The organism is Streptomyces sp. NPDC054783 (assembly GCF_053611725.1).
In genome coordinates this window covers 37,003-62,984 of sequence record NZ_JBSHAY010000007.1, presented here as the reverse complement: position 1 = coordinate 62,984, position 25,982 = coordinate 37,003, and the positions used below count along the sequence as shown (strand labels likewise).

The 25,982-nt window shown below is 71.1% G+C and carries 32 protein-coding genes; 18 read left to right on the top strand and 14 right to left on the bottom strand.

Translation table 11 applies throughout. The annotated features are described in order from the left end of the window. Window positions 1–186 precede the first annotated feature (186 nt). Together ACWGJ5_RS15010 and ACWGJ5_RS15005 are read right to left on the bottom strand one after the other, a co-directional pair. Window positions 187–843, bottom strand: a complete 657-nt coding sequence (locus tag ACWGJ5_RS15010) for an HAD family hydrolase (protein ID WP_453310362.1) — start codon at window positions 841–843, stop codon at window positions 187–189. A 110-nt stretch (window positions 844–953) separates the two neighbouring features. Then, window positions 954–1,835, bottom strand: coding sequence for a winged helix-turn-helix domain-containing protein (locus ACWGJ5_RS15005; RefSeq protein WP_453310150.1), 882 nt, complete (start codon window positions 1,833–1,835; stop codon window positions 954–956). Window positions 1,836–1,968: 133 nt separating this feature from the next. Here ACWGJ5_RS15005 and ACWGJ5_RS15000 point away from each other — a divergent pair, with 133 nt between their 5' ends. Continuing rightward, window positions 1,969–2,136 carry a hypothetical protein gene (locus ACWGJ5_RS15000; protein ID WP_453310149.1) on the top strand — a complete coding sequence of 56 codons (168 nt, stop codon included), beginning with the start codon at window positions 1,969–1,971 and terminating at the stop codon, window positions 2,134–2,136. 17 nt (window positions 2,137–2,153) lie between these two features. Here ACWGJ5_RS15000 and ACWGJ5_RS14995 read toward each other — a convergent pair whose 3' ends face one another. The 3 genes from ACWGJ5_RS14995 to ACWGJ5_RS14985 all read right to left on the bottom strand — a co-directional run bounded on the left by ACWGJ5_RS14995 (window position 2,154) and on the right by ACWGJ5_RS14985 (window position 5,607). Further along, window positions 2,154–3,068, bottom strand: coding sequence for a GntR family transcriptional regulator (locus tag ACWGJ5_RS14995; RefSeq protein WP_453310148.1), 915 nt, complete (start codon window positions 3,066–3,068; stop codon window positions 2,154–2,156). Between the two features lie 319 nt (window positions 3,069–3,387). Continuing rightward, entirely contained in the window at window positions 3,388–4,626 is a 1,239-nt protein-coding gene (locus ACWGJ5_RS14990) for a GNAT family N-acetyltransferase (RefSeq protein ID WP_453310147.1), read from the bottom strand. Window positions 4,627–4,986: 360 nt separating this feature from the next. After that, the gene (locus ACWGJ5_RS14985; RefSeq protein WP_453310146.1) at window positions 4,987–5,607 is read right to left on the bottom strand and encodes an RsiG family protein; all 621 of its coding nucleotides are present in this window, start codon (window positions 5,605–5,607) and stop codon (window positions 4,987–4,989) included. Window positions 5,608–5,777: 170 nt separating this feature from the next. On the opposite strand from ACWGJ5_RS14985, the gene dtd reads away from it, so the two are divergent. After that, window positions 5,778–6,203, top strand: a complete 426-nt coding sequence (gene dtd / locus ACWGJ5_RS14980) for a D-aminoacyl-tRNA deacylase (RefSeq protein ID WP_116154474.1) — start codon at window positions 5,778–5,780, stop codon at window positions 6,201–6,203. Window positions 6,204–6,233: 30 nt separating this feature from the next. On the opposite strand, the gene ygfZ is transcribed toward dtd, so the two are convergent. Both ygfZ and ACWGJ5_RS14970 read right to left on the bottom strand, forming a co-directional pair. Next, entirely contained in the window at window positions 6,234–7,199 is a 966-nt protein-coding gene (gene ygfZ / locus ACWGJ5_RS14975) for a CAF17-like 4Fe-4S cluster assembly/insertion protein YgfZ (RefSeq protein ID WP_453310145.1), read from the bottom strand. 9 nt (window positions 7,200–7,208) lie between these two features. Continuing rightward, window positions 7,209–7,646 (bottom strand): Fur family transcriptional regulator, encoded by a 438-nt coding sequence (locus ACWGJ5_RS14970; RefSeq protein ID WP_228624414.1) that lies wholly within the window; start codon window positions 7,644–7,646, stop codon window positions 7,209–7,211. Window positions 7,647–7,814: 168 nt separating this feature from the next. Here ACWGJ5_RS14970 and ACWGJ5_RS14965 point away from each other — a divergent pair, with 168 nt between their 5' ends. Further along, window positions 7,815–8,117 (top strand): hypothetical protein, encoded by a 303-nt coding sequence (locus tag ACWGJ5_RS14965; protein ID WP_453310144.1) that lies wholly within the window; start codon window positions 7,815–7,817, stop codon window positions 8,115–8,117. Here ACWGJ5_RS14965 and ACWGJ5_RS14960 read toward each other — a convergent pair. Continuing rightward, window positions 8,114–8,764: an HAD family hydrolase gene (locus ACWGJ5_RS14960; protein WP_453310143.1), complete on the bottom strand. Its 651-nt coding sequence runs from the start codon at window positions 8,762–8,764 to the stop codon at window positions 8,114–8,116. The genes ACWGJ5_RS14965 and ACWGJ5_RS14960 overlap by 4 nt on opposite strands. 89 nt (window positions 8,765–8,853) lie before the next feature. Between ACWGJ5_RS14960 and ACWGJ5_RS14955 the strand changes: the two genes are divergently transcribed. After that, window positions 8,854–9,294, top strand: coding sequence for an N-acetyltransferase family protein (locus tag ACWGJ5_RS14955; RefSeq protein WP_453310142.1), 441 nt, complete (start codon window positions 8,854–8,856; stop codon window positions 9,292–9,294). A gap of 8 nt (window positions 9,295–9,302) precedes the next feature. Here the strand turns inward: ACWGJ5_RS14955 and ACWGJ5_RS14950 are convergent, their stop codons facing one another. Next, entirely contained in the window at window positions 9,303–9,878 is a 576-nt protein-coding gene (locus ACWGJ5_RS14950; protein WP_453310141.1) for an FABP family protein, read from the bottom strand. A 649-nt stretch (window positions 9,879–10,527) separates the two neighbouring features. Between ACWGJ5_RS14950 and ACWGJ5_RS14945 the strand changes: the two genes are divergently transcribed. Beyond that, window positions 10,528–10,827: a hypothetical protein gene (locus ACWGJ5_RS14945; RefSeq protein ID WP_453310140.1), complete on the top strand. Its 300-nt coding sequence runs from the start codon at window positions 10,528–10,530 to the stop codon at window positions 10,825–10,827. Continuing rightward, a complete protein-coding gene (locus ACWGJ5_RS14940) occupies window positions 10,824–11,186 on the top strand; it encodes a DsrE family protein (protein ID WP_453310139.1) in 363 nt (120 codons plus the stop codon). The genes ACWGJ5_RS14945 and ACWGJ5_RS14940 overlap by 4 nt, the downstream gene beginning before the upstream one ends. 4 nt (window positions 11,187–11,190) lie before the next feature. On the opposite strand, the gene ACWGJ5_RS14935 is transcribed toward ACWGJ5_RS14940, so the two are convergent. Then, window positions 11,191–11,454, bottom strand: coding sequence for a DUF3099 domain-containing protein (locus ACWGJ5_RS14935; RefSeq protein WP_453310138.1), 264 nt, complete (start codon window positions 11,452–11,454; stop codon window positions 11,191–11,193). A gap of 119 nt (window positions 11,455–11,573) precedes the next feature. On the opposite strand from ACWGJ5_RS14935, the gene ACWGJ5_RS14930 reads away from it, so the two are divergent. From ACWGJ5_RS14930 to ACWGJ5_RS14915, 4 genes are all read left to right on the top strand, one after another. Further along, a complete protein-coding gene (locus ACWGJ5_RS14930) occupies window positions 11,574–12,317 on the top strand; it encodes an LmeA family phospholipid-binding protein (RefSeq protein ID WP_453310137.1) in 744 nt (247 codons plus the stop codon). 406 nt (window positions 12,318–12,723) lie between these two features. Next, on the top strand, window positions 12,724–13,569 hold the full coding sequence (locus tag ACWGJ5_RS14925; RefSeq protein WP_453310136.1) for a sulfurtransferase: 846 nt from the start codon (window positions 12,724–12,726) through the stop codon (window positions 13,567–13,569). Between the two features lie 57 nt (window positions 13,570–13,626). Continuing rightward, window positions 13,627–13,917: a DUF1416 domain-containing protein gene (locus tag ACWGJ5_RS14920; RefSeq protein WP_228626577.1), complete on the top strand. Its 291-nt coding sequence runs from the start codon at window positions 13,627–13,629 to the stop codon at window positions 13,915–13,917. A 388-nt stretch (window positions 13,918–14,305) separates the two neighbouring features. Further along, on the top strand, window positions 14,306–14,965 hold the full coding sequence (locus tag ACWGJ5_RS14915; protein WP_453310135.1) for a hypothetical protein: 660 nt from the start codon (window positions 14,306–14,308) through the stop codon (window positions 14,963–14,965). Between the two features lie 110 nt (window positions 14,966–15,075). Here ACWGJ5_RS14915 and ACWGJ5_RS14910 read toward each other — a convergent pair whose 3' ends face one another. From ACWGJ5_RS14910 to ACWGJ5_RS14900, 3 genes are read right to left on the bottom strand one after another with little or no spacing between them, the layout of a single operon-like run. Continuing rightward, window positions 15,076–16,242: a hypothetical protein gene (locus ACWGJ5_RS14910; protein WP_453310134.1), complete on the bottom strand. Its 1,167-nt coding sequence runs from the start codon at window positions 16,240–16,242 to the stop codon at window positions 15,076–15,078. Between the two features lies 1 nt (window position 16,243). Further along, entirely contained in the window at window positions 16,244–16,498 is a 255-nt protein-coding gene (locus tag ACWGJ5_RS14905) for a MoaD/ThiS family protein (RefSeq protein WP_453310133.1), read from the bottom strand. 46 nt (window positions 16,499–16,544) lie between these two features. Further along, entirely contained in the window at window positions 16,545–17,405 is an 861-nt protein-coding gene (locus ACWGJ5_RS14900; protein WP_453310132.1) for an alpha/beta hydrolase family protein, read from the bottom strand. Window positions 17,406–17,603: 198 nt separating this feature from the next. Between ACWGJ5_RS14900 and ACWGJ5_RS14895 the strand changes: the two genes are divergently transcribed. The 6 genes from ACWGJ5_RS14895 (at window position 17,604) to ACWGJ5_RS14870 (ending at window position 23,513) form a co-directional block, all read left to right on the top strand. Further along, window positions 17,604–18,392, top strand: coding sequence for a winged helix-turn-helix domain-containing protein (locus tag ACWGJ5_RS14895; protein ID WP_453310131.1), 789 nt, complete (start codon window positions 17,604–17,606; stop codon window positions 18,390–18,392). A gap of 126 nt (window positions 18,393–18,518) precedes the next feature. After that, window positions 18,519–19,550, top strand: a complete 1,032-nt coding sequence (locus ACWGJ5_RS14890; protein ID WP_453310130.1) for a LacI family DNA-binding transcriptional regulator — start codon at window positions 18,519–18,521, stop codon at window positions 19,548–19,550. A gap of 99 nt (window positions 19,551–19,649) precedes the next feature. Further along, a complete protein-coding gene (locus tag ACWGJ5_RS14885) occupies window positions 19,650–20,669 on the top strand; it encodes a S1C family serine protease (RefSeq protein WP_453310129.1) in 1,020 nt (339 codons plus the stop codon). Between the two features lie 35 nt (window positions 20,670–20,704). After that, entirely contained in the window at window positions 20,705–20,944 is a 240-nt protein-coding gene (locus ACWGJ5_RS14880; protein ID WP_453310128.1) for a hypothetical protein, read from the top strand. 371 nt (window positions 20,945–21,315) lie between these two features. After that, a complete protein-coding gene (locus ACWGJ5_RS14875; protein ID WP_453310127.1) occupies window positions 21,316–22,050 on the top strand; it encodes a response regulator transcription factor in 735 nt (244 codons plus the stop codon). Beyond that, window positions 22,047–23,513, top strand: a complete 1,467-nt coding sequence (locus ACWGJ5_RS14870; protein WP_453310126.1) for a sensor histidine kinase — start codon at window positions 22,047–22,049, stop codon at window positions 23,511–23,513. The genes ACWGJ5_RS14875 and ACWGJ5_RS14870 overlap by 4 nt, the downstream gene beginning before the upstream one ends. 454 nt (window positions 23,514–23,967) lie before the next feature. Here ACWGJ5_RS14870 and ACWGJ5_RS14865 read toward each other — a convergent pair whose 3' ends face one another. Then, window positions 23,968–24,456 carry a MarR family winged helix-turn-helix transcriptional regulator gene (locus ACWGJ5_RS14865; protein WP_453310125.1) on the bottom strand — a complete coding sequence of 163 codons (489 nt, stop codon included), beginning with the start codon at window positions 24,454–24,456 and terminating at the stop codon, window positions 23,968–23,970. Between the two features lie 139 nt (window positions 24,457–24,595). Between ACWGJ5_RS14865 and ACWGJ5_RS14860 the strand changes: the two genes are divergently transcribed. Then, window positions 24,596–25,486 (top strand): NmrA/HSCARG family protein, encoded by an 891-nt coding sequence (locus tag ACWGJ5_RS14860; RefSeq protein ID WP_453310124.1) that lies wholly within the window; start codon window positions 24,596–24,598, stop codon window positions 25,484–25,486. Then, complete coding sequence (locus ACWGJ5_RS14855; protein ID WP_453310123.1) at window positions 25,483–25,923, top strand: MarR family winged helix-turn-helix transcriptional regulator; 441 nt, start codon at window positions 25,483–25,485, stop codon at window positions 25,921–25,923. The genes ACWGJ5_RS14860 and ACWGJ5_RS14855 overlap by 4 nt, the downstream gene beginning before the upstream one ends. Window positions 25,924–25,982 lie beyond the last annotated feature (59 nt).

Below are 25,982 nucleotides of genomic sequence, written 5' to 3'. Positions count from 1 at the left end.
TCGCCGGAGACCCGAGGGGGTGGGAAGCCGTGACGATCCATGTGCTCGGGTTGGACGTGCAGATCGACGACCTGAGTCAGCTCGTCCTCTGGGGCGCGGGAATGCTGGTGTCGCTGACGGCCTGGATCCGCAGGCGGGGGCGGCGCGCGCCGCGGGCCGGCGTTCCGGACGCCGGCCGGCCCGCCGTCACCGGCCGCGCAGCACGCGCAGCAGCGGCTCCAGCGACGCGACCACGCACCCGGCTCCGGCCTCCCGCAAAAGCTTCCCCTTCCGTTCGTTACGCGCGTAGCCGAGAAACGGCACGCCGGCGTTGTTCGCGGCGGCGAGGTCGGAGGGCGAGTCGCCGATCATCAGGGCCGCCGAGGGGGCGGAGCCCGTCGCGGCCAGCGCCCGGTTGAGGCAGTGCGGGTCGGGCTTGAGCAGGTGCAGGTCGGTCGTGCGGCCGTAGATGTGAGGGGCGAAGCAGGCGGTGAGACCGCGGCCCCGCAGATAGGCGCGGACCACTCTGGGGGAGTTGTTGGTGGTGATCGCCAGGCGGGAGCCGACCGCGGTCCACGTGCGTATCAGCGGGTCGGCGTAGGGGGTGGGCAGCGCGGAGCCGGCGGCCCGCAGCTCCTCCTGGGTGAGACGTTCCTCCAGCTCGGCCACGAGGTCGCTGCCGGGGTGCCGGCGGTCCACGGCGCGCAGCACCACGTGCGGGTCCAGCGAGTCGCGCTCGGAGTCGCTGAGCAGGTTGTGGAGCCCGCGCCCGGCCAGCCAGTCCACCAGCTCGGCCGCGACGCGTTCCGCCCTGTGGCGCGCGAACAGACGGCAGATCGGTCCGTCGAAGTCCCACAGGACCACCCGGGCACCTCCGGTCAGGTCCCGGAGCCGGTCGATCTCGTTCGCGGTCTGTACGGTCTGCGTCGCCTCAGTCAGCGCCGTCTCGGTCTGCGTCGTCGCATCAGAAGTCACTAGGAGAGTGTCAGGTCCGTGGTGATGGTTTCCCAGAGGGCGTCGAACCACTTCTGCGATTGCTCCACGAACGCCGCGTCCCGCTGACCGGCCCGCTGCTCGAAGGAGAACAGCAGCGACTCCGAGCCGAGGGTGTCCCACATCTGAAGCGTCCCGCTCTCGGTGGGCTCCTCCCGTCGCGCGATCATGTAGTGCGCGAACAGCGCCTCCACCCCGTTGAGCAGGTACAGCTTCACCGGCGGGGTGAACGGCAGCGCCCGGAAGGTGACATGGACGTCGATGTCGTGGGTGCCGCGCAGCGCCTGGAGGTTGTACTGCAGCACCTGGCCCTGGGCGTTGCGCATGGCCAGCCAGCGCTGGTGGACGGCGTCGTCCTCCTCGCTGCCGGCGTCGACCGAGACCGGGAAGGCGAGGTTGATGTCGCGGGACGGCAGCAGGATGCGGGCGTCGATCCGCTCGGGGTGCAGCCGGCCCTCGTGGACCAGGCGCAGCGCCTCGCCGAGCGCGGGGATCAGGCTCTGCGCGGTCAGGCAGACGGCGTCGATGCGCACGTGCGGCGCCGAGAACGCCTCGGTCAGCCGGGGCGCGAGCGCCACCATGGTCGGCTGCGGCTCCCCGCGCGCGGGCGCCGGCTCGGCGACCCGCGGCGGGCTGCCCTTGCTGACGTCGGCGAGCAGCCCGTCCTCCTGGAGCACGCGCAGCGCCTGGCGTACGGTACCCCGCTCGACGCCGAACTCCCCGGCCAGCTCCGCCTGGGTGGGCAGCCGCTCGCCGGGCTGCAGCTCGCCGGTGCGGATCCGCTCGCGCAGGGTGGCGGCGATCTCCTGGGGAGTGAGCCTCCTGCCGCCGTTCACTGCCACATGCTCCTGAGTCACGACCAAACGCTACAACTTTGATCCATCTTTGGGGAGTTGCCTGGGAGTTGTTTATGAACTGGGACCAAGTGGGGACAACTTAAGTGGAGTTGGTTGCCAACTTTTGCGAGTTGGCCAATCTTCGTTAGGGGGAACCGCCGTGCCTGCCCTCGTTTTCCTCATCGAGCAACTGGTCCAGTGGAAGTACGGCGTCGTCGGCGCCGTGGGCATGCTGCTGTTCACGGGCGGCATCGAGACCAGGAGCCACAAGGCCACTTCCGCCGGCGCCGTACTGCTCGCCGTGCTCCTCGCGGGCCCGGCGCTGTGACCCTCCGGGGCCCGGCCCTATGAGTGCAGCAGGAGATCCGAACTGATCGTCTCCCACAGCGCGTCGAACCACAGCCGCGACTGCTCCACGAACGCGGCGTCCCGCCGCCCGGCACGCCGCTCGAAGGCGAACAGCATCGAGCGCGTGCCGTCGGTGTCGTACAGCTCCAGGTGCTCGTGCTCGATCTCCCGCTCGTGGCGCTTCAGCGTGTAGTACGCGAACAGCGCCTCGGAGCCGTTGAGCAGGTACAGCTTGACCGGCGGGGTGAACGGCAGGGCACGGAAGGAGACCCGGACGTCGACGCCGTGCGTGGTGCACAGGGCCAGCAGGTTCTGCCGCAGCACCATGCCCTGGGCGTTGCGCTGGGCCAGCCAGCGCCGGTGCAGCAGACCATGGTCGTCGGCGGCCACCGGGGCCGGGAATGCGAGGTCGATGTCCCGGCTGGGCAGCAGCACCCGCACATCGATCTTGGCCGGTTTCAGCCGTCCCGCGTGGATCTGCCGGAGCGGCTCGCCGACGGCCAGCGTGAGCGAGACCGAGGTCAGGCAGAGCGCGTCGATCCGCACGTGGGGGGCGGCGAAGGCCTCCGCTATCCGGGGTGCGAGGCCGACCATCGTGGGCTGCGGCGGCGCAGCCGGTCCGGTCGGCAGCCGGGCCGGGCCGGGCACCGCCGCCACGGTGGCCGGGCTGCCCTTGGAGACGTTGGTGAGCAGGTGCTCCGACTGCAGGATGCGCAAGGCCTGGCGCACGGCGCCGCGTTCGACGCCGAACTCGACGGCCAGCTCCGCCTGCGTGGGCATGCGCTGCCCCGGCCGCAGCACACCGGTCCTGATCCGGCTGCGCAGTTCGTCGGCGATGTCGCGATGGGACGCGTGGGGCCGCTGTGACCTCGTCCGTCCACTGGCGGAGGCGTGCTCCGGGTCCACGGACAAACACTACAACTTCCCGCCAAGTTGCGGCAGTTCATCGACAGCTGGTTATGAGCCGCTTCCCAACGGAGATAAGTACAGTGAAGTTGGCTGCCAACTTGCAGGACATGGTCAGGCTTCCCAGCGGTTGGCCGACCGGGCTCCCTTCCGGAGGGGAGCCGGGAGCCCGGACAGGGGACGGCCAACGAAAGCGCACAGTCACAACTGAACACGACATCGCACAGCCACAACTGAACACCGTCGGCACAGCCACAACTGAACAGCTCGCTACGGATGCACAGTCAGGGTCGCCAGGAGGAAGGAACCGGTCAGCAGGGAGCGGTCAGAAGATGTCCGGGCACCAAGGACGCCCGGGCGCGCGGAACAGGGCGTCGGCCTTCCGGGCGGCGCCCTCTCGCTCTTCCCGCACCCGCCCGAGCGCCGCGAGCCGCAGCAAGGACTCCCCGCCGAGCCATACCGAGGCCAACTCGCCGACGTCCAGCGTGAGATCGGCACCCTCGGTGCTCGCCGGGACACAGGACGCCCCCTCGGGCGAGGCCTCCAGCCGGAACCGGCCCCCGGCCAGCCCCTGGCCGTCGACGACCTCCAGGACCAGCGAGCCCGTCGCATCGTACGTCCGTGCCTCCAGGGCCCGTACGACGTCCAGGATCCGCACCCAAAGCCAGTCCGCGTGCCCGGTGATCCGGGCGGCGCGCGGATCGGGGAGGTAGTACGGCAGCAGGTCGTCGGGGCCGCGGAAGCCGCTCTTGACCCTGGTGATCCAGTCGATCGAACACAGGTAGTGCCACAGGGCGCGCTCGGCCGCCGCAGTGGTGGCGGTGAGCCTGAGCACGGAGGCGGTCTGGTCCGGCTGCTTGCCGTTCCAGGTCTCGTCGGACTTGTACGCCACCAGGCCCTGGACCTCGCCGTCGGCCGCGCGATGGACGGCGTAGAACGGCTCGGTCCAGTCGGCGCGGAAGCGGACGGCGCCGGTGTTCACCTGCCACCACAGCTCGCTTCGGCTGACCGCGCCTGGCTGGGCTCGACGGAACCGCTCGTAGAACTCCCGGCCCAGCTTGCGTACCTCCGCGCCGTCCACGAGGTCGATACGGCCCCCGTCGTCCGGGCCCGACCAGCGCGGGTCGAGGCCGGCTCGGGGCACCTCGACGGTCCACTGGGTCGACCAGGTGGCCGGGCCGAAGCCGTAGCGGCCGTAGATGGGGTACTCGGCGGCGATCAGCGTGGCGACCACGTCGCCGCGTTCCTTCGCCGCCGCGAGGTCCTGGTTCATCATGCGGGTGAGCAGGCCACGGCGGCGGTGGGTGGGGCTGACGGTGACATTGCTGATCGCGTCCGCCGGGACCAGGCCGCCGCCCACCGCGGTGAGTTCCTGCGCGAAGGAGCGGAAGGTGGCGACGCACCGGCCGCGGTCGAAGGCGCCGAGCAGCCGACCCGGCACGAACTGCAGTCGCCGGGCGTCGAGTTGCTCGGGCGCCAGGACGGGTGACTCCAGGAACCCGGTGGCCAGCGCGCGCTGCCAGTCCTCGAAGTCGGCCTCGGTGACTATCCGGACGTCGCTCATGCGCACACGGTAGGCGGACGCCCGCCCGGGTGTCCTCCCGTTTTTCCCACCCGTGGCCACCACCCCGCCACCGTCCCCGCCCGGCCGTCACCGCCCTGGCGTCTCTGCCCGGACGTCTCCGTTCGGCCGTCCCCGCCCGGACGTCTCCGTTCGGCCGTCCCCCGTCCAGTCGTCTCCGTCCCGCCGTCCCCGTCCGCCCGTCTCTGTTCGGGCGTCCCCCGTCCCGTCGTCCCCACCCGGGCATCCCCGTCCGGCCGCCTCCGCCCCAGCGTTCCCCATCCCGTCGTCTCCGCCCGGGCACCTCCGCCCGGGCGTCCCCGTCCGGGCGCCCCCGTCCAGTAGCCCCGTCCAGTCGCCCCCTCAGATCAGCAGGTCCTCCACCTGTGCCTCTCCCTCGCGGTACCGGCGGGCGATCTCCGCGCTGCAGTCGTCGGTCGTGCGCTGCAGGCGCTGGCGGCGCTCGGAGACCTCCTGCTCGTAGCGGACCAGGCGCCCCATGGCCGTGGTCAGTTCGAGATCCGTGCGCGCCTGAAGGTCCGACAGCTCGACCTCGGCGAGCATCTCGGCGGCCAGCTGCCGGTACTCCTCGTTGTGCGGAGTGCCGAGCGTGACATGGCGGGCCGAGGAGCGGTGCCGGGCCGGGGCGTCCTTGAGGATCTCCGGGAGCCGGTCGACCACCGCAGCGTCCGCGGGCGCCGGCAGGGACGCGCGCCCGCGCCGGCACAGCTCCGCGCGCAGGATGTCGATCCGCCCCTGCAGCAGCCGCCGGACATAGCTGAGGTCCGCCTCGTCGCGCTGGGCGTCGCGGCGCAGGGTGCGCAGCTCGGGCAGGCTCAGCCGGGCCAGTTCGGGCTCGGGCGGCTCGGCGGACAGCGTGGGGCCCGCCGGGGCCGACGGCACCGGTGGTGTGTCGGCGCGTTGGGCGGGCGGCCGGTACGTCCCCTGTGTCCCCACCGGCCCGCTGATACTCGATGTGCTCATGTGCTTCTGACCGTCCCCTCGACCGGCTTGTGGAAGCATCGTGCCACCCCAACTGGCCACTAAGTGACCGAGTGCCCCCGAACGGCCCCAGATGGGCGGTAAGGGATCCATAAGGGATCTATGATTGGTTCTCTGTGACCTCGTACCGGGCACCCGGCATGATGGTCCGCATGCGTGCGGTGGTGCAGAGAGTGGACGGCGCGAGCGTCGTCGTGGACGGCGAGACGGTCGGCGCGATCGAGGGCGAGGGGCTGTGCGTCCTGGTCGGGGTGACCCATGAGGACACCAAGGAGAAGGCGGCGCAGCTCGCCCGCAAGCTCTGGTCGATCCGCATGTTGCAGGACGAGAGGTCGTGCAGCGACATCGACGCCCCGCTGCTGGTCATCAGCCAGTTCACGCTGTACGGCGACGCCCGCAAGGGGCGCCGCCCGACGTGGAACGCGGCGGCGCCGGGCGATGTCGCCGAACCGCTGGTCGACGAGGTGGTGGCCCGGCTGCGGGCGCTGGGCGCGACGGTGGCGACGGGACGGTTCGGCGCGAAGATGCGGGTGTCCTTGACGAACGACGGCCCGTTCACGGTGCTGCTGGAGATCTAGGGCGCGCTTGGCGCATCGAAGACACGCGCCCTAGGGCTCGACCACGACCTCCTGCGCCGCCGCCGTCTCTCCGGCCACGAGCCGCGCATCGAGCGGCACGTTCCGTTTGACCAGGGCCAGAGCCACCGGCCCCAGCTCGTGGTGCCGTACCGACGTCGTCACGAAACCGATCTTGCGGCCCTCGGGACCCTCGTCCGCGAGCCGGATCTCCGTGCCCGGCACCGGCAGATGGACCTCGCTGCCGTCCAGGTGGAGGAAGACCAGCCGGCGCGGCGGCTTGCCCAGGTTCTGCACGCGGGCGACCGTCTCCTGGCCCCGGTAGCAACCCTTCTGCAGGTGCACCGCCGAGCCGATCCAGCCCAGCTCGTGCGGGATCGTCCGGTGGTCGGTCTCGAAGCCGAGCCGGGGCCGGTGCTGCTCGACGCGCAGCGCCTCGTGGGCGAGGAGGCCGACGGCGGGGGCGTGCGCGGCCGCGAAGGACTCCAGGTCCTCGCGCGGCAGGAAGAGATCACGGCCGTACGGCGTCTCGCGTACGACGACGCCCTCCGGCACCTCGGCGATGGACCCGGCGGGCAGGTGGACCACCGCGAAGTCGGCCGTCCTGTCGGCGACCTCCACGCGGTAGAAGAACTTCATCGACTCCAGGTAGGCGATCAGCGCGTCCTGTGTACCGGGCTCCACGTGCGCCCAGACGGTGCTGCCGTCGTCCACCAGGTACAGCGCGTGCTCGATGTGCCCGTGCGCGGAGAGGATCAGCGCCTCGGTGGCCTCACCGGGCGGCAGCTCGCTGACGTGCTGGGTGAGCAGAAGGTGCAGCCAGCTCAGCCGGTCCTCACCGCTGACGGTGACGACACCGCGGTGGGACAGGTCGACGAAACCGTTGCCGTCGGCGAGGGCGCGCTGTTCGCGGAACAGGTCGCCGTAGTGGGCGGCGACACCTTCGTCCACGCCCTCGGCGGGGACGGCGCCGGGCAGGGACAGCAGAGGGCTCTTCATACCGCCAGCCTACGACGTGGTAGTTGAACTCTTCAGCGAACAGTCCTTGCACCGGCCGAAGATCGCGAAGTGCTTCATGTCGGTGTCGAACCCGAACTGCTGCCGCAGCTTGGCTGTGAACTCGGCGGCGACCTCCATGTCGGCCTCGATCACGTTCTCGCAGTCGCGGCACACCAGGTGCAGATGGTGGTGGCGGTCGGCGAGGTGGTACGTCGGCGCACCGTGCCCGAGGTGGGCGTGGCTGACCAGACCCAGCTCCTCCAGCAGCTCCAGCGTCCGGTAGACCGTGGAAATGTTGACCCCCGACGCCGTCTTCCGCACTTCCACGAGGATGTCGTCGGGGGTCGCGTGCTCAAGGGTGTCCACGGCTTCGAGGACAAGCTGGCGCTGCGGCGTCAGCCGGTAGCCGCGCTGCCTGAGGTCGCTCTTCCAGTCGGTGCTCACCACGCGGTCAAGTCTAGGTCCGACGGGTCGGGACTCGCCTGGGCGCCTTGAATTCAAGGGATAATCCGACGGGTTTTCTGCCGTACGAGCGGTTGGTTCGATAAGCGGTTATTCGGGGTGAATGCCGGGGTAGCTTGGCGGCGACTCGTTGTCCCAGCTGAGGAGGAAGCCATGCGCGCACGCAGAGCCCTGGCCATTGCGATCAGCACCCCGATCCTGCTCGCCGCAGTCGGGATGAGTGGTGCGTCCGCGGCGACCCGGCCCGGGCCCACCGCCGACCGGACTGCCCCCACCGCCGACCGGACTGCCCCTACGGCCGACCTGCCTGCGCCCGCCGCCGACAGTAAGCACAGCAGGCCCAGCAGGCACGCCCAGGCCCAAAAGGCCGCCGAAGACGAAATGGAACCGGAAGAAGGCCTCATCGGAGGTATCGCGGGTGAACTCCTGGGCCGCATGGGTCCCGGCGAGTCCTAGGCGCCGGAAGCGAAGGCCAGGATGTGCGGGACTGCTTCGCGCAGGCTCGTGAAGTGGCGGTGCACGCCCTCCACCGAGGCGGCGGCGTTCACACCCCACACCGTCATACCGGCACGCAGCCCGGACCGCACTCCGGACGGGGCGTCCTCGATGACCAGGCAGTCCTCCGGCTCGGCACCCAGTCGCGCGGCGGCCCGCAGATACGGAGCGGGAGAGGGCTTGCCCTCCTCGACGGCGGCTGCGTCCACGATCAGGCCCGGCACCGGCAGGCCCGTCCGCAGGAACCGGCCGCGTACCCGGTGTTCGTAGTTCGAGGTCACCAGAGCCCAGCAGCCCGAAGGCAGGCCGCGCAGCACCTCTGCGGCACCGTCGAAGGCCGCGTAGACGCCGGACCGCACGTCCTCGTCCTCCAGCTCGTGCAGCGCGGCCAGGCACTCGTGCGGATCGTGGCCCGCGGCGACCTGCGCGAAGGTTTCCGTGGGCCTGGTCCGCAGGGCCGCCCGGTAGACCTCGTCCGGGTCCAGCCCGTAGCGCTCCGCCCACGCTCGCCACAACCGGCGCTGGTTTTCCACCGCGTCGATCAACGTGCCATCGACGTCGAACAGGACGTACCTCGTACGGCAGGACTGCGCTGAATCACCGGTCACACGGTGATCATGTCATTGGCGGCCATGGCGCTTCTGTGGCGCGGCAGAACGGAGTTGACGTCCGAGGTGTACTCGGGTCTTCTGCTGCGATGACTGATCTCCGCATCCAGCAGCCGGACGACGACCTCACGCTCGGGCACTGGCAGTACGTCCACAACGTGATCATCCCTACGCACCCGCTGTCCCTGGAGGAGGTGCGGGAACGCGCACGGCGCCACCACCTGGAGGTCGCGTACCTCGGTGACGATCTCGTGGGCTGCAGCACGGTGCGTCCTCCGTCGGACGACACGCTGACGGCCACGGTGATCGCCCGCGTGCTGGCTCCGCACCGTGGGCAGGGGTTCGGCGGGGAACTCTATGCGCGCGGGCTCAACCGGGCACGGGAGTCGGGCGCCGAGACGATCGAAACGGTGGTCCTGTCCTCCAACGAGGACGGTTTGCGGTTCGCACGGAAGCACGGGTTCGTCGAGATCGAGCGGTACCTGCTGCCGGGCGACACCATTCCGTGGATCGATCTGCGCCTCTCCTGATCACATGCTCACTTGAAGAAGGCGATGCCGTCGTCGGGCATGTCGTCGGGCAGGGCCTTGGCCCAGCGCTCGACGTCCTCCGGGGTGACGACCTTCTTCAGGTGGGCCGACATGTAGGGGCGCAGCTCGACCTCGGGGGTCTGCTTCTCGCCGACCCACATCAGGTCGCTCTTCACATACCCGTACAGCCGCTTGCCACCGCTGTACGGCTGCGAACCGGCCGTACGGGCGACGGCGTCCGTGACCAGGTCGATCTGCGGCTTCTTGTGGGCCATCTCGCCGTACCAGATCTCGATGACACCGTCGTCGCGGGTCATCGTCACCTCGACCCTGCGGTCGGCGTCGATCCGCCAGAAGCCGGACTCCGACTCCAGCGGGCGGACCTTGTTGCCGTCCTGGTCCAGCACCCAGGTGTGCGAGTGGTACTCCAGGAAGTCCCGGCCGTCGTGGGTGAAGCTGACCTCCTGTCCGAAGTTGCACTTCTGCGAGCCGGGGAAGTCGTGCACGCCCGCACCGGCCCAGTTGCCCAGCAGAAAAGCGAGCGGGACCAGGTCCTTGTGCAGGTCGGACGGGATCTCGATCATGAGGGATGCTTCCTAGAGGTGGTTCAGCGCTGGCCCTGGTACAGCTTCTTCACGGTCAGACCGGCGAAGGCGAGCACGCCGACGCAGACCAGGACCAGCAGGGTTTCGAAGAAGATCTCCACGGGTGCTCCTTGAGCGAGGGTGGGCATACGACAGAGCCGGGGCCCAGCTTACGCGGCCGGGCGCCGGCTCTCTTGACGAGGTGGGCCAGGAGGCCGACGTCTTCCACGCCCAGCTCGACGAGCTGGACCGGCACGGCGGCGACGGGGCCTGGGCGACCGACGGTCTGACGGGTGGCCGCAACCCGCTGGGTCCCGGACCGACGGGCACGGCCGGGGGAACGACGTGCGGGGCGAGCTGCCGAGCGCCTGCTTCGCGACGGGCGCATACGACGACGCTCCGCCGTATGCGGTGCGGCTGCCGTATCGACCGCGGGCCTGCACGCCGCCGGGGCAGGAGGACGGCGTCGATGACCGGCTCCTGATGGCGAAGGCAGCCGTCGCGCTCGCCGACCGGGCGGCGGCGCTCGGCTGCAGGGGCACGCTCCCCCCGGCCGACGCTGCCCGCCGCGGCCCGGTCGACGTCGCGGCCGTACCCCAAGGGGAAGCAGTGCGACCCGCCGGCACCGGCGCTGCCGGCGAAGGTGGACGTGCAGCAGGACGAGGGACACGGCCGGCTGCTGACACCGCGGAACGGCGGGTACGCCGGGTCGCAGCAGGCCGAAGTCCCACTCCGGTGCGGCGAAAGGCCGGTGACGCCGGTGGCCCGCAACCGGGACGACGGCGACGGCTTCGACGCGGCGCGGGTACCGGCCGCGTACGCCGCCGCACAGGGACCGCGGCTGGGCTGCGGACGACGGCCGGTCCGGGTGTCGGGCCGGCCCCTGGCTCCGACGACGAAGGCGGCCCGGGCGGCGGGTGCCGTGCTCGCGGCTACGCTTCCGGTATGACCAAGAAGCTCGTGATCAAGGTGACGGCCGGGGCCGACGCACCGGAGCGGTGCTCGCAGGCGTTCACCGTGGCGGCGGTGGCGGTGGCCAGTGGCGTCGAGGTCTCGCTGTGGCTGACCGGGGAGTCGTCCTGGTTCGCGCTGCCGGGGCGGGCGGCGGAGTTCGAGCTGCCGCACGCGGCCCCGCTGCCGGACCTGGTCGAGTCGATCCTGGCCGGCGGGCGCATCACCCTGTGCACACAGTGTGCCGCCCGGCGCGAGATCACCGAGAAGGACGTCATCGAGGGCGTACGCATCGCGGGCGCCCAGGTGTTCGTGCAGGAGTCGCTGGCGGACGAGACTCAGGCCCTCGTGTACTGACCGCTTACTGCCTGGGGCGCTTCTTGCCGTCCAGCTCGTCCCACCACTCGTCCGACTGGGGATCGCCGGAGGGGTCGTCCCACCAGCGGTCCTCGGGGCCCCGCCGGTTCGCGATCATCGCGGCCACCGGCGGAATGATCATCGCCACGACGCACATGCCGACGGCCGCCGGCACCGACCAGAGGCGCACGACTCCCCAGGCCAGGACGAAGAGACCGATGCACGTCCCCATCATGGCGAAGTACACGTGCCGCCGCCGTGCGTACATAGGTCCAGGGTAGGCCGCGTCGTACCTGTCACAAGTGATCGACAATCACCGCGCCGGCGCCGCCCGCGGGGTTACCGTGACGTAGCCGAAGACCGCTCTCGTCCCGGGGGAAACACCACATGCGCGCCCTGCGAATAATCCTGATCCTCGTCGTGATCCTGGGTGGGCTGTTCGTGATCGCCGACCGGGTGGCCGTGCACTTCGCCGAGGGTGAGGCCGCCGACAAGCTGAAGTCGACGGAGAACCTGGCCTCGACGCCGGACGTGAGCATCAAGGGGTTCCCGTTCCTCACCCAGGTCGCCGGCGGCTCGCTCGACGACGTCGAGGTCGGGATCAAGGACTACGAGGCCGCGACCGGCACCGCCGGGAAGACCATCCGGATCGACGACCTGCAGGCCGACATGAAGGGCGTCTCCTTCTCCGGCGACTACAGCTCCGCCACCGCGGACACCGCCACCGGCACCGCGACGATCTCCTACGCCGAACTGCTGAAGGCCGCCAAGCCCGAGCCGACCGAGGTCGTCCCCGGCCTCAGCGCCCAGGTCGTCAGCCTCGCCGACGGCGGCAAGGGGAAGATCAAGGTGACGGCCAAGCTGACCGGCAGGCTCGGCCCCCTGCCGATCAACCAGACCGTGTCCGTGCTCAGCACCGTGACCGTCGAGAACGACAAGGTGCAGGTCCACGCCGACTCCCTGCCCAAGCTCGCCGCCGCCGCGATCGCCGAGAACCGCATCCGCGAGATCACCGACTTCCAGCAGGCCATCAACCGGCTGCCCGGCGGCGTCGAGCTGGACAGGGTGCAGGCCGCGCAGGACGGCGTGGAGATCAGCGTGAAGGGTTCGGACGTCAAGCTGGCGGGGTAGGACCACGGCCGGACGGACGGGGAACGTCCGACTGGCGAGACGGGTCGTCCGTAGAGCAGCTGCGGAGACCCGCGCGAGCGCCCGGGAGGCCGTGCGGCGGCCACCGGGCGCTTTTTCATCCCGCCATACGGACGATCGTGTCTCGTCATTCGACACACCGGTGACACGCCCACCCGGACGTCCCTACGATCGGGGCATGAAGCGACAGGCGGATCTCACGAAGCGGCGGGCAGTCGACCTGTGCCGCGTTGCCGCCATGCTCTGTCGCCCCTTCTGAGCGAAAGTCCCCGACTTCCGCATCTCACCGCCGCCCTGCTGGAAGGGCACCCGTGCGCCGCCCGGACCTCACGAGCGCGCACCCCTGTACTCGTACGCCCCGCCGCAACTGCCCCGGAGGAGAAAGAGCATGAGCCGCACCGACGTCCTGGTCGACGCCGACTGGCTGCAGGAGCACCTGGACGACCCGGCCATCGCCATCGTCGAGGTGGACGAGGACACGTCCGCCTACGAGAAGAACCACATCAAGAACGCGATCCGCATCGACTGGACCAAGGACCTGCAGGACCCGGTCCGCCGCGACTTCATCGACCAGGAGGGCTTCGAGAAGCTCCTGTCGGAGAAGGGCATCGGCAACGACACCCTGGTGGTCCTCTACGGCGGCAACAACAACTGGTTCGCCTCGTACGCCTACTGGTACTTCAAGCTCTACGGCCACGACAACGTCAAGCTCCTCGACGGCGGCCGCAAGAAGTGGGAGCTGGACGCCCGCGAGCTGGTCGCCGGCGACGAGGTCCCGGAGCGCGCCAAGACGGAGTACCAGGCCAAGCCGCAGGACACCTCGATCCGCGCCTTCCGTGACGACGTCGTCGCCGCGATCGGCTCGCAGAACCTGGTCGACGTGCGCTCGCCCGACGAGTTCTCCGGCAAGCTGCTCGCCCCGGCACACCTGCCGCAGGAGCAGTCGCAGCGTCCGGGTCACGTCCCGACCGCGCGCAACATCCCGTGGTCGAAGAACGCCAACGACGACGGCACGTTCAAGTCGGACGACGAGCTCAAGGAGCTGTACGCCGAGGAGAACGTGGACCTCGCCAAGGACACGATCGCCTACTGCCGCATCGGTGAGCGCTCGGCCCTGACCTGGTTCGTGCTGCACGAGCTGCTCGGCGTCGAGAACGTCAAGAACTACGACGGCTCCTGGACCGAGTACGGCTCCCTCGTCGGCGTGCCGATCGAGCTCGGCGCGAACAAGTAAGCCCACCCCTCACCCATCCCGACCGACCTCCCGGTCAGACCCCTCTGGAGAAACAGCATGTGCGGAGCGAAGGCCGGCGGCCCGGACGCCTCGACGATCAAGCCCGGTGAGACCACGATCCAGGGTCAGGTGACCCGCGACGGCGAGCCGGTGACGGGCTACGTCCGTCTGCTGGACTCGACCGGTGAGTTCACCGCCGAGGTTCCCACCTCGGCGACCGGTCAGTTCCGCTTCTACGCGGCCGAAGGCACGTGGACGCTCCGGGCGCTCGTCCCGGGCGCGACGGCCGACCGTACGGTCGTCGTGGCGGAGAAGGGCGCGCTGGCCGAGGTCGCCATCGCGGTCTGAACGGGGCTGCGCGAAGCAGCGGCACAGTGACGGTCGAAGGGCCGCACCCCTGGGTTGGACGCCAGTGGGGTGCGGCCCTTCGGCATGTGCGGCGGGCCGTCACTAGCGCGCCTCGCGGCATTGCGCCAGCAGCGACACGCTTGCTGCTGGGGTAGCTACTTGTCATAAGATCATCCAAAAGGTCTAGCGGTGCGTCAACTCCCCCTCGTTCATGGTGATTTGACATCCCTTCGATGAATGAAGAGCGAGGGATAATTGCCATAATTCCCCCAATTGGTGCACAAAAACCCAGTCTCCTGCCATTCCCGACATGACAGCCGTGGAGGTCGGCGAATACGTTCCAAACGACCGGCCAACGCGTCGGTGTCTCAGAGACTGGAGAAGCACCATGAAGATCAACCGTTCCACCGTCGTCACCGCCGCCGGCGCAGCCGCCGCGGCTCTGGTGGCGACCGGCGTTACCTACGCCTCGGCCGCCTCCGCGCCGGAGGCGGCGCCGGCGGCCGCGCCGGCCGCTGCCGCCCCCGCGGCGGCCCATGCGGCGGCCCCGGCGGCCGCCGCACCTCTCGGCGGCCCCGGCGGCGGCAACAACACCGGCAACAACAACGGCAACAACGGCAAGGGCAACGAGGGCCGCGGCCCCGGTGGCGGCGGCCCCCGTGGCGGCTGGGACTGGGGTCGGATCCAGATCAACGAGCGGTCCTACTCCGCACACCCCGGTGACTGCATCACCGTGGTCAGCGGCCTGGGCGCGCGGACCCTGAACGTCCGCAACGACAGCCGCAAGGTGGTCGAGCTCTTCCGCGGGGCGGTCTGCGACAACGGCGCCCCCGTCGCCACTGTCGGCCCCTTCAGCCAGAGCGACGGCGTGCGCGTCCACCACACGGAAGGCATCCACGTCAAGGACGGCGTGGTCGGCAGCTTCCGCGTGGTGTGCCCCGGCGGCTGGGGCTGGGGCGGCGGCTGGGGCGGCGACGGCGGCTTCGGCGGTGACGGCGGCTTCGGCGGCGGTGACGGCGGCTGGGGCGGCGACGGCGGCGGCCGGTAACCCACAACCCCTTGCACGAATGGAGCCCCGGCCCGCCGGAATCGGGCCGGGGCTCCGGCTCGTCCACCGTCCGACAACGGACGGGACGTGAACGACGAGGAAGAACAGCTCTAACCGAGCGCCCGCCCCAGCACCCACACCACCGGCGCGGCCGCCGACAGCGGCAACGCCACGCCGGCCGTGAAGTGCACGAACCGGGACGGGTAGTCGTAACTGGCCGCGCGGTGACCGATCAGCGCGCACGCACCCGCGGCCGCGCCGAGCAGCGCGCCCTTGGCGCCCAGCCCGGTCATCCCGCCCACGGCGATCCCCGCACCCGCCGCCGCAAGCAGCGACACCACGGCCGAGACCGGTGTGGGCAGCGGCAGGGCCCGGGCCAGGACCGCCACCGCCACCGCCGCGGCGCCCACGGACACCGCGTGCGCGTCGGCGCCCAGGTACCCCGTGGCCAGCACCGAAAGGGCCGACGAGACGACCGTCGCCATCAGGCCGTACATCCGCTCGTCCGGCGAGGCGTGCGAGCGCAGCTGCAGGACCAGGGCCAGCAGGACCCACACACCGAGCGGGCCGAGGATGGCCGCGGGGGCGTGGTCGCGGCCGGCGGCCAGGACCGCCACGTCGGCGGTCAGTCCGCCCAGGAACGCCAGCGCGATGCCCTGCCGGGCCGGCCACATGCCGTTCAGCCGGAACCAGCCCGCCGCCGTCACACCCTGGAGCACCACGAGCGGCACGAGGAGCGCGTACGAGGCGACCGGCGCCGTCGCGGCCAGCAGCAGGCCGAGCAGCGCGGTCAGCAGCGCCGGCTGCATACCGGGCTCGATGATCGGCGAGCGGCCCTCCAGACGCGCCCGCTGGGCATCCGTGATCCTGGCGTTCCCGGCAACGGTGGCGGGGCCGTAGTCCGGCTCGGACCCCGGCGCGGACTCGGGCACGGCTTCCGGCCCGTGCGCGTGCGCGGGTGCAGGCGCGGGTGCGGGTGCGGCGTGCGGCTCCGGTTGCGGAGCCGCCGCGTACTGCTGCTGGTACTGCCCCTCGTACGTCTGCTGCGGCGGATACCCGGCCTGCGCCGCCTGTGCGGGCATCTGCAGCGACGCGTGCGTCTGCGAGTCCCAGGTCTGCCCCTGCCACTGCTGGGTGAGCTGGGGGTCATAGCCGGGCTGCTGCCCGTATCCGGCATACGGATCCTGCTGGGGCCACTGCTGCTGATAGGGGTCGTAGCCCTCATAGCCCTCATAGCCCTCATAGGGGCCCTGGCCCTGATACGGCTGGTCGCTCATCTCACCCTCCTGCGAACGGCGGGAGCACCTCGACCGTGCCGCCCTCGGCCAGCCGTACCGTCTCATGCGCGCGGGTCCCGACGGGGTCACCGTCGACGATGAAGGAACATCGCCGCAGCACGCGCGCGAGTTCACCGGGGTGTCGCGCACGCACGGCGGCCAGCGCGTCGGCGAGCGTGTCCGCGTCGTACGGCTCCTCGGCGACACCGGCCGCGGCCTTGGCGGCGGCCCAATAGCGCACCGTGACCTTGGGCATCTGTTTCCTCAATCGACGGCAAGAAAGAAATAAGAGTGCTGTCAGGCTAGCCCGCCTTGGCGGCCGCCCATTCCCCGATCCGGGTCAGCAGGGCGTCGTCCGCCGCGTGCTCCGCATGGCCCATGCCCGGTTCGACCCAGAGTTCGCCGTGGTCACCGGCCGCCTCGGCGAGCATCCGGGGGTGGTCGAGGGGGAAGTAGCCGTCGCGGTCGCCGTGCACGATGAGCAGGGGGACGGGGGCGATCCCGGGGACCGCTTCCTTCGGGGAGAGCGGGACCGGGTCCCAGTCGCGGTGGTGGATGCGGGTGCGCAGACCGTAGCGGCCGACCAGGCGGCCCTCGGGGCGGGTGACCAGCCAGTGCAGGCGGCGCATGGGGGCCGTGCCCCGGTAGTACCAGCGGGCCGGGGCGCTGACCGAGACCACCGCGTCGAGCGTGCCGGGGTTCAGGGCGGCGTGCCGCAGGACCACCGAGCCGCCCATGGAGAAACCGACGGTCGTCACGCGCGCGTGCCCGAGGCCGCGGGCCCACTCGACGGCCGCGGCGAGGTCCAGGACCTCCTTGTCGCCGACCGTGGACCGGCCGCCGGAGCGCCCGTGGCCGCGGAAGGAGAAGGTGACGACCGCGCCGTAACCGCGCAGCGCGCCCGCCACCCGTCGTACGTGCGGCCGGTCCACGTCCCCGGTGAACCCGTGGGCGACGACGAACACCAGGTCACGGGAGGGCGAACGGCGGGCGTCCGGACCGGATCCGGAGGTTTCGTATACGACGGCGCCCGGATCGTATACGGAATCGATCGGAATTCCGTCGGCGGTGCGCAGAAACGTCCGCATAGGCGCCTGTCTGCGCGTCTCGCGATTCGGACGAACGGTGGAATGCGCCACTTGACCTGCCGAACGGTTCCTCATGTGGGCTATTCTGCTGGGTATGAGGACTCGGGCAGCGAAGCCCCCGGGTCCTTTTGTGCTTTCGGAAGCGTTGTATACGAAGTGGGAAACCCCAGGTGAAGGCACCGGGGAGGGACCGCCGCGGTGTACGGGGCCTTCGGGATCGCAGAGCAGTGCCCGTCCGCACAGCCTCGCAGGGACCGAGGAGGAACCAGACGTATGAGTTCTCTGCTGCTCCTGACCAACGCCCTCCAGCCGTCGACGGAGGTGCTGCCCGCCCTCGGCCTGCTCCTGCACAACGTGCGGGTGGCCCCAGCGGAGGGCCCCGCCCTCGTCGACACCCCCGGCGCCGACGTCATCCTCGTCGACGGCCGCCGTGACCTGCCCCAGGTGCGCAGCCTGTGCCAGCTGCTGCGCTCCACCGGCCCCGGCTGTCCCCTGATCCTCGTCGTCACCGAGGGCGGTCTCGCCGCCGTCACCGCGGACTGGGGCATCGACGACGTGCTGCTGGACACCGCGGGCCCGGCCGAGGTCGAGGCCCGGCTGCGGCTGGCCATGGGACGCCAGCAGATCGTCAACGACGACTCCCCCATGGAGATCCGCAACGGCGACCTGTCCGTGGACGAGGCCACCTACTCCGCCAAGCTCAAGGGCCGGGTCCTGGACCTGACCTTCAAGGAGTTCGAGCTGCTGAAGTACCTCGCCCAGCACCCGGGCCGGGTCTTCACCCGCGCCCAGCTGCTGCAGGAGGTGTGGGGCTACGACTACTTCGGCGGCACCCGGACGGTCGACGTCCACGTACGGCGGCTGCGCGCCAAGCTCGGCCCGGAGCACGAGTCGCTGATCGGCACCGTCCGCAACGTCGGTTATCGATTCGTCACGCCCGAGAAGGCCGACAGGACCGACCGGGCCGGCCAGGAGGCCAAGGCCGGGGCGGAGCGGGCAAAGGCGGAGAACGCGGATGCATCCGCCGTCCGTGACGGCGCCGAGGTCCACGCGGACGCCTAGTTCCGAAAGTTACCGACGGGTTCCCGCCGGGCGGGTGTGACGACCGCCCGGGCGGGGCATCGCTTCCGCACATCCAAGCACTGATACGCCCTGCCCAGACCGGGTCAATCCGCGTAGACTCCGCGCGTGGCCAAGGTGACTCGGGATGACGTGGCACGGCTGGCTGGAACCTCCACCGCCGTCGTCAGTTATGTCATCAACAACGGACCCCGGCCGGTCGCCCCGGCCACGCGCGAGCGTGTCCTCGCTGCGATCAAGGAACTGGGGTACCGCCCCGACCGGGTCGCCCAGGCGATGGCGTCCCGGCGCACGGATCTCATAGGCCTGATCATCCCGGACGCCCGCCAGCCCTTCTTCGGCGAGATGGCGCACGCGGTCGAGCAGGCCGCCTCCGAGCGCGGCAAGATGGTCCTGGTCGGCAACACCGACTACATCGGTGAACGCGAGGTCCACTATCTGCGCGCCTTCCTGGGCATGCGCGTCTCCGGTCTGATCCTCGTCTCCCACGCGCTGAACGACCTCGCCGCCGCCGAGATCGACGCCTGGGACGCCCGGGTGGTGCTGCTGCACGAGCGCCCCGAGGCCATCGACGACGTGGCCGTGGTCACGGACGACCTCGGCGGCGCCCAGCTCGCCGTACGCCACCTGCTGGAGCACGGCTACGAGTACGTCGCCTGTATGGGCGGTACGGCCCAGACGCCGGCCGTCGGCGACCCGGTCTCCGACCACGTCGAGGGCTGGAAGCGGGCCATGGCCGAGGCGGGCCTGTCCACCGAGGGCCGGCTGTTCGAGGCGCCGTACAACCGCTACGACGCCTACCAGGTCGCCCTGGACGTCCTCTCCGGCCCCGAACGGCCGCCGGCGATCTTCTGCTCCACCGACGACCAGGCGATCGGCCTGCTGCGGGCCGCACGCGAGCTGCGCATCGACGTGCCCGGCAAGCTGGCGGTGGCCGGGTTCGACGACATCAAGGAGGCCGCGCTGGCCGACCCGCCGCTGACCACGGTCGCCTCGGACCGCTCGGCGATGGCCCGGTCGGCGGTCGACCTGGTGCTGGACGACGGGCTGCGGGTGGCGGGGTCGCGGCGGGAGCGGCTCAAGACGTTCCCGTCCCGGCTGATGGTGCGGACGAGCTGCGGTTGCGACCTGAGGGCCTGAGCCTCACCGACAGGTCTTCATATCCGGCAAACGAGGTTCTGCCGGGCTTCTCAGCGAGCACTCAGGAAGCTCTCATGGTGACAGGGGAGGCTTCTAGTCATGACCGAGAGCCAGGGTTCCCACCCCCAGCAGCCCAGCAGCTACTCCGCTCCCGTGAACCCCGAGTGGCCGCCCCCGCCGCCGTACCAGCCGATGACGGCGACGGGCGTCCTGCCGGCGCCCGAGCCGGCCCCCGGGGCGAAGAAGAGGCGCAAGCGGGGTCCGGCGGCCCTCCTCGCGGCCGTCGCGATCGTCGCGGCCGCGGTGGGCGGCGCCACGGCGTACGGCTTCCAGGAGCTGACCGGCAAGGACGCGGTCTCCTCCACCGGTACCAGCACCGCCGTGGTGCCGACCGGCAAGAGGGGTGACGTCGCCACGATCGCCGCCGCGGTCAGCCCGAGCGTGGTCGAGATAAACGCGACCCTCGGCAACGGCTCCTCCACCGGCTCCGGCGTGGTCATCACGTCGGACGGCGAGATCGTCACCAACAACCACGTCGTCGCCGGCGCACAGTCGATCAAGGTGCGCACGAGCGACGGCAAGAGCTACGCCGCCGATGTCGTCGGCACCGACAGCTCCAAGGACCTCGCGCTGATCAAGCTGCGCGGCGCGTCGGGTCTGAAGCCCGCCTCGCTCGGCGACTCCGCCGGCGTCGAGGTCGGTGACACGGTCGTCGCGATCGGCTCCCCCGAGGGCCTGACCGGCACCGTCACCAGCGGCATCGTCTCCGCGCTCAACCGGGACGTGACCGTCTCCACCGACGAGAACCAGGGCCAGGGGCAGGGCGGCGACGGACAGTGGCCGTTCCAGTTCGGCGGCCGTCAGTTCAACGGCGACACGGGGTCGTCCACGACGACCTACAAGGCGATCCAGACGGACGCCTCGCTCAACCCGGGCAACTCCGGCGGCGCGCTGATCGACGCGAGCGGCAACGTCATCGGGATCAACTCCGCGATGTACTCGTCGAGTCAGCAGTCCTCGTCGTCCTCGGACGCGGGCAGCATCGGCCTCGGTTTCGCGATCCCCGTCAACACCGTCAAGTCCGACCTGGCCAAGCTGCGGGCCGGCAACAACAGCTAGCCGACCGCACCGCACCAGTCAGCAGGGAGTACGTCATGATCACCAAGGTCTCGCACCAGATCGCCGACCACGGTCCCGCCGACCTGGCCCTGGCCCTCACGGTGTCCCAGGACCTGCACGTGCCCATCCCGGCACCGCGCAAGCCCGAGTCGGCGCCCCGCGCACCCGAGGTGGTCGTCACACCGGTCCCCGAGCTGATGGGCCTCCGCACCGCACCCGTCCGCACCCACCGCCGCAAGGTCCCGCTGAACCGGCTCACCGCGGTACGGGCCTGACCCCACCGGTCCCGCCCCCGGGTGGGCCTGGATCAACCTGGCCCGGACGGGACTCGGCCCCGTCCGGGCCGAGTCCCGTCCGCAGCCGGTCCCGGATCGGGCCTGCCCTCGGCTCGAGTCCGGCCGTCCTCCGGGGCGACCGTCCTGCGGGCCGATCGTCCTCCGGGGCGACCGTCCTGCGGGCCGATCGTCCTCCGGGGCGACCGTCCTGCAGGCCGATCGTCCTCCGGGGCGACGCTCGGCCGGGCCGGTGCCGCCTCCCCGGCCCGCCCCGGCAGGTCTGTCTCCCGGCCCGCCCGGCGTGGCAGGCTGAGAGGCAGCCGAGAGACACCCCGTCCACCCCGACCACCGCACCCCGAGGAACCGCGAGCATGAGCCCCGCCGAAGGCGACCGTGACCCCCAGCGCATCCTGATCGTCGACGACGAGCCGGCCGTACGCGAGGCGCTGCAGCGCAGCCTCGCCTTCGACGGATACGACACGGAGGTGGCCGTCGACGGCGCGGACGCCCTGGAGAAGGCGACCGCCTACAAGCCCGACCTGCTCGTCCTGGACATCCAGATGCCGCGCATGGACGGTCTGACCGCGGCCCGGCGCATCCGCGGGGCCGGCGACACCACCCCGATCCTCATGCTCACGGCCCGCGACACCGTCGGAGACCGGGTGACCGGTCTCGACGCCGGCGCCGACGACTACCTGGTCAAACCCTTCGAGCTGGACGAACTCTTCGCTCGTATCCGCGCCCTCCTGCGCCGCAGCTCGTACGCGGTCGCGGTGTCGGCCGAGGCCCAGGAGGACGAGGCGCTGACCTTCGCCGACCTGCGCATGGACCTCGCGACCCGTGAGGTGACGCGCGGCGGCCGGCAGGTGGAACTGACCCGCACGGAGTTCACCCTCCTGGAGATGTTCATGGCGCACCCGCGCCAGGTCCTCACCCGCGAGCAGATCCTGAAGGCGGTCTGGGGCTTCGACTTCGAGCCCTCCTCCAACTCCCTCGACGTCTACGTCATGTACCTGCGCCGCAAGACCGAGGCCGGCGGCGAGCCACGCCTCGTGCACACGGTGCGGGGCGTGGGCTACGTCCTGCGGCAGGGCGGCGGGGAGTGAACAAGCTCGTGCGGCGTTACCACGCTCTCCCGATCAGGGCCCGGCTGGCGATGCTGGTCGCGGCGGCGGTGGCGTTCGCGGTGGCGGCTGTTTCGGTCACGGCCTGGTTCATCGTGCAGGGGAAGTTGTACGACCAGCTCGACGGCGACCTGACGAAGTCGCTGGGCGGCGCGGGACATTTCGACCAGCTGGACTACGCCCTCAAGACCTGCACCGACACGCCGACTCCCAACGGTTTCTTCCAGGACAGGTACTCGCAGCTGGTCACCGAGAACGGCAAGGTCTGCCTCATCGGGGGTGCCTCGGGCAAGATCGAGGTCACCCGGGCCGACGAGGCAGAGGTCAAATCCCTCGGGAACAAGCTCTACTTCCGCAACGGAACCGACTCGAAGGGCAACGAGCTCCGCGTGCTCACCCGCCCCCTCCTGTCCACCACGACCACCAGCGGTGACCGCGGACCCAATATCGGTGTGCAGGTAGCCGCCCCGCTCAAGAACACCGAGAAGACCCTCAACGACCTCGCCCTGGTCCTTCTCCTCGTGTCCGGCATAGGAGTCGTCGGCGCCGGTGCCGCCGGTCTCGCCGTCGCCCGGGCGGGACTGCGTCCCGTCGACAAGCTCACCGAGGCCGTTGAGCACGTGGCGCGGACCGAGGACCTGGCCGTCCGGATCCCGGTGGAGGACGACAGCGACGACGAGATCGCCCGCCTCTCCCGCTCCTTCAACTCGATGACGACGGCCCTGGCCGGCTCCCGCGAGCTCCAGCAGCAGCTGATCGCCGACGCCGGCCATGAACTCCGTACGCCGCTGACGTCGTTGCGCACCAACATCGAACTCCTCACCCGCAGCGAGGAGACGGGTCGCCCGCTGCCGCCCGAGGACCGCAAGGCGCTGCTCGCCTCGGTGAAGGCGCAGATGACCGAACTGGCCGCGCTGATCGGCGGCTTGCAGGAGCTGTCCCGCTCGGAGGGGCAGCACGGCGAACGGGTCCAGGTGGTGTCGTTCCAGGACGCGGTCGAGGCGGCGCTGCGCCGCGCACGTCTGCGCGGCCCGGAGCTGACGATCACGTCGGACCTGGAGCCCTGGTACGTCCGGGCGGAGCCCTCCGCGCTGGAGCGGGCGGTGGTCAACGTCCTCGACAACGCGGTGAAGTTCAGCCCCGAGGGCGGCACGATCGACGTACAGCTGAGCAACGGCGTCCTGACCGTCCGCGACCACGGCCCCGGCGTTCCCGAGGACGAACTCCCGTACGTCTTCGACCGCTTCTGGCGCTCCCCCAGCGCCCGCGCCCTGCCCGGCTCCGGCCTCGGCCTGTCCATCGTGGCCCGCACGGTCCAGCAGGCCGGCGGCGAGGTCACCCTGTCCCACGCGGAGGGCGGCGGCACGGTGGCGACGGTACGGCTGCCGGGCGCCCCGACACCACCACCGGAGAGCCCGGAACCGGCCGAAACGCTGTACGGCTGAAGCGGGGGTTCGGGGGCGGCCGGGCTGGTGCTCCCGAGCCGAACCGACGCACCCCGGCCCACCCGGTCCCGAGCCGAACCGACGCACCGCGGCCGGCCCGAGGGACCCGGCCCGCCTGGTACGGCCCGCCGGCAGACCCGAGCCCACCCGGCAGACCCGGACCTGCCGGGTGGACCCGGCTCGCCTGAAGGCCCAAGGACCGCCTGGGGGGCCGGGCCGCTGGGTCCCGGGCCGGGCTGATGGACCTCAGCCGACCTGGGGGACCCCGGCCGCCTGGAGCGGCCCTGATGGACCCCAGCCCATCTCATGGGCTCCGCCCCGCCTGGTCCCGGGACGCCCGCCTGATGGACCCCGCCCGCCCGATGCCCCACTGCCGGCCCGATGCCCCCCGGCCCCGACCGATCGCCCCGGCCGGTCGCCAGCGCGTCACCCCCGTTGGCCGGAACCGCCGGGCTCAATCCCGCTTCGGCAGGGCGCGCAGACGCTGGATCTGGGTGCGGCTCAGTTCGTTCGCGCGGCGCATGTGGCGGGTGATCGCCCGCAGTTCGTCCTCGCTGTGGTCGTCGAGCAGGGTCTGCCAGGTGCGGCCGAGCTCGTCCCACACCGCGGTGACACGGGCGATGCGCTCCGGCACCGGGGTGACCAGCACCCGGCGGCGATCCCGCACGTCCGGCGTGCGGGCCACATAGCCGCCGCGTTCGAGCCGGTCCACCAGCCGGGTGGCCGAGCCCGTGGTGAGGCCGGTCAGGTCGGCGATCTGCCGGACCGTGAGCGGCTCGGGCTCGACGGTCAGCAGGCTCAGGGCCTGCACATCGGTGGGGTGCAGGCCGAGGTGGTCGGCGACGGCCTGGTTGAACAGCACGTACGCCGCGTGGTAGCGGCGCGACTCCGTCGACAACTCCTCGTACAGCCGGGCCCGGCGCGGATCTGTCCCTTCCGTCACCTGACTCGCCTCCCAAGAATCACTGCGACTCCTCAAAACAACTGCGCGGCGCAGCAAAAGTCCGCTACTCTCCTGCGTGGCGCAGCTAATGCGTCACGCAGCCATCAAGCGTCACTCATCCTATCCACGGGGGACACCCATGCTCACCGTCGCCGTCACCGGCGCCACCGGCGCCCAGGGCGGAGCCACCGCCCGCGCCCTTCTGACCGCCGGGCACCACGTCCGCGCCCTGACCCGCCACCCGGACTCACCGGCCGCCGTCGCCCTGCACGCCCTCGGCGCCGAGATCCGTCACGCCGACTTCGACGACCCCGCCTCCCTGGACACCGCCCTCACCGGCGCGGACGCCCTCTTCGCGGTCACGACCCCTTTCGGCACCGACACCGAGACCGAGGTGCGCCAGGGCAGAGCCCTCGTCGACGCCGCCGTGGCCGCCCGCCTCGGACACGTCGTCCTCACCTCCGCCGCCCACGCCGACCGCGGCACCGGCGTCCCGCACTACGACAGCAAGCACGAGATCGAGCGGTACCTGTGCGCGTCCGGCGTGCCCTGGACGGTGATCGCGCCGGCCGCGTTCATGGACAACCACGCCACCGGCTGGGCCCTCTCCGGCCTGCGCGAGGGCTCCTTCGGGTGGCCCATGCCCGCCGACCGCCCCTTCGCCCTGATCCCCGCCGCCGACATCGGCGCCTTCGCGGCGCTGGCCTTCGCGCGCCGGACCGCGTTCCTGGGCCGCCGTATCGACATCGCCTCCGACACCCGTACGCCCGGGCAGATCGCGGCCGCGCTCACCGCCGTCACGCGCCGCCCGATCACCCACCACGAGGTCGGCCTCGACGTCGTCCGCACCCACTCCACGGACCTCGCGGCCATGTTCGCCTACTTCACCACCACCGGCCTCGACGTCGACGCCCAGGCCCTGCGCCGCGCGTATCCCGAGGTCGGCTGGCACACCTTCGCGCACTGGGCGGCCGGGCAGGACTGGCCCGCCCTGCTGGGCGCACCCCGCACCGAAGGAGCCCGCGCATGAAACCCATCGGCCACTGGCTCAACCGCACCGACAAGGCACTCACCCGCGCGATGAACGGGGTGCTGTCGGAGTACGGCCTCACCCGCCTCGACTGGCAGGTCCTCAACGTCATCCGCGACACCACGCCCGAGGCCACCGACTCCGCAGTCCTGTCGGCACTCGCCGCCAACGCCGACGTTCTCACGCTGACGGCCTCCGTCGACGCCGTGCTCACCGGCGGCTGGGCGGTCCGCACCGCACCGCACCGACTGGTCCTCACCCCCGACGGCCGCCGCAGGCTGGCCGTCGTCACCGAGAGCGTGCGGGCGTTCCGCGACCTGTCCATGACCGGGATTTCGACCGAGGAGTACCGCACCGCGGTCCACGTCCTGCAACGCATGACCCACAACGCCGAGACCGCCGCCTCGCCGGGTACGGCGACGGCGGCACCGGCGTAGACACCCGGGGGACCGGGACCCGCACCCACCCTCCGCACCGCCCCGCACACGGGTCTAGC

Coding starts and splice junctions, on each gene's coding strand:
- ACWGJ5_RS14990 (WP_453310147.1), bottom strand. CDS start 4,626: ATGAGCGACGTCCGGATAGTCACCGAGGCCGACTTCGAGGACTGGCAG.
- ACWGJ5_RS14985 (WP_453310146.1), bottom strand. CDS start 5,607: ATGAGCACATCGAGTATCAGCGGGCCGGTGGGGACACAGGGGACGTAC.
- dtd (WP_116154474.1), top strand. CDS start 5,778: ATGCGTGCGGTGGTGCAGAGAGTGGACGGCGCGAGCGTCGTCGTGGAC.
- ygfZ (WP_453310145.1), bottom strand. CDS start 7,199: ATGAAGAGCCCTCTGCTGTCCCTGCCCGGCGCCGTCCCCGCCGAGGGC.
- ACWGJ5_RS14965 (WP_453310144.1), top strand. CDS start 7,815: ATGCGCGCACGCAGAGCCCTGGCCATTGCGATCAGCACCCCGATCCTG.
- ACWGJ5_RS14955 (WP_453310142.1), top strand. CDS start 8,854: ATGACTGATCTCCGCATCCAGCAGCCGGACGACGACCTCACGCTCGGG.
- ACWGJ5_RS14950 (WP_453310141.1), bottom strand. CDS start 9,878: ATGATCGAGATCCCGTCCGACCTGCACAAGGACCTGGTCCCGCTCGCT.
- ACWGJ5_RS14940 (WP_453310139.1), top strand. CDS start 10,824: ATGACCAAGAAGCTCGTGATCAAGGTGACGGCCGGGGCCGACGCACCG.
- ACWGJ5_RS14935 (WP_453310138.1), bottom strand. CDS start 11,454: ATGTACGCACGGCGGCGGCACGTGTACTTCGCCATGATGGGGACGTGC.
- ACWGJ5_RS14930 (WP_453310137.1), top strand. CDS start 11,574: ATGCGCGCCCTGCGAATAATCCTGATCCTCGTCGTGATCCTGGGTGGG.
- ACWGJ5_RS14925 (WP_453310136.1), top strand. CDS start 12,724: ATGAGCCGCACCGACGTCCTGGTCGACGCCGACTGGCTGCAGGAGCAC.
- ACWGJ5_RS14920 (WP_228626577.1), top strand. CDS start 13,627: ATGTGCGGAGCGAAGGCCGGCGGCCCGGACGCCTCGACGATCAAGCCC.
- ACWGJ5_RS14915 (WP_453310135.1), top strand. CDS start 14,306: ATGAAGATCAACCGTTCCACCGTCGTCACCGCCGCCGGCGCAGCCGCC.
- ACWGJ5_RS14910 (WP_453310134.1), bottom strand. CDS start 16,242: ATGAGCGACCAGCCGTATCAGGGCCAGGGCCCCTATGAGGGCTATGAG.
- ACWGJ5_RS14905 (WP_453310133.1), bottom strand. CDS start 16,498: ATGCCCAAGGTCACGGTGCGCTATTGGGCCGCCGCCAAGGCCGCGGCC.
- ACWGJ5_RS14900 (WP_453310132.1), bottom strand. CDS start 17,405: ATGAGGAACCGTTCGGCAGGTCAAGTGGCGCATTCCACCGTTCGTCCG.
- ACWGJ5_RS14895 (WP_453310131.1), top strand. CDS start 17,604: ATGAGTTCTCTGCTGCTCCTGACCAACGCCCTCCAGCCGTCGACGGAG.
- ACWGJ5_RS14885 (WP_453310129.1), top strand. CDS start 19,650: ATGACCGAGAGCCAGGGTTCCCACCCCCAGCAGCCCAGCAGCTACTCC.
- ACWGJ5_RS14880 (WP_453310128.1), top strand. CDS start 20,705: ATGATCACCAAGGTCTCGCACCAGATCGCCGACCACGGTCCCGCCGAC.
- ACWGJ5_RS14875 (WP_453310127.1), top strand. CDS start 21,316: ATGAGCCCCGCCGAAGGCGACCGTGACCCCCAGCGCATCCTGATCGTC.
- ACWGJ5_RS14860 (WP_453310124.1), top strand. CDS start 24,596: ATGCTCACCGTCGCCGTCACCGGCGCCACCGGCGCCCAGGGCGGAGCC.
- ACWGJ5_RS14855 (WP_453310123.1), top strand. CDS start 25,483: ATGAAACCCATCGGCCACTGGCTCAACCGCACCGACAAGGCACTCACC.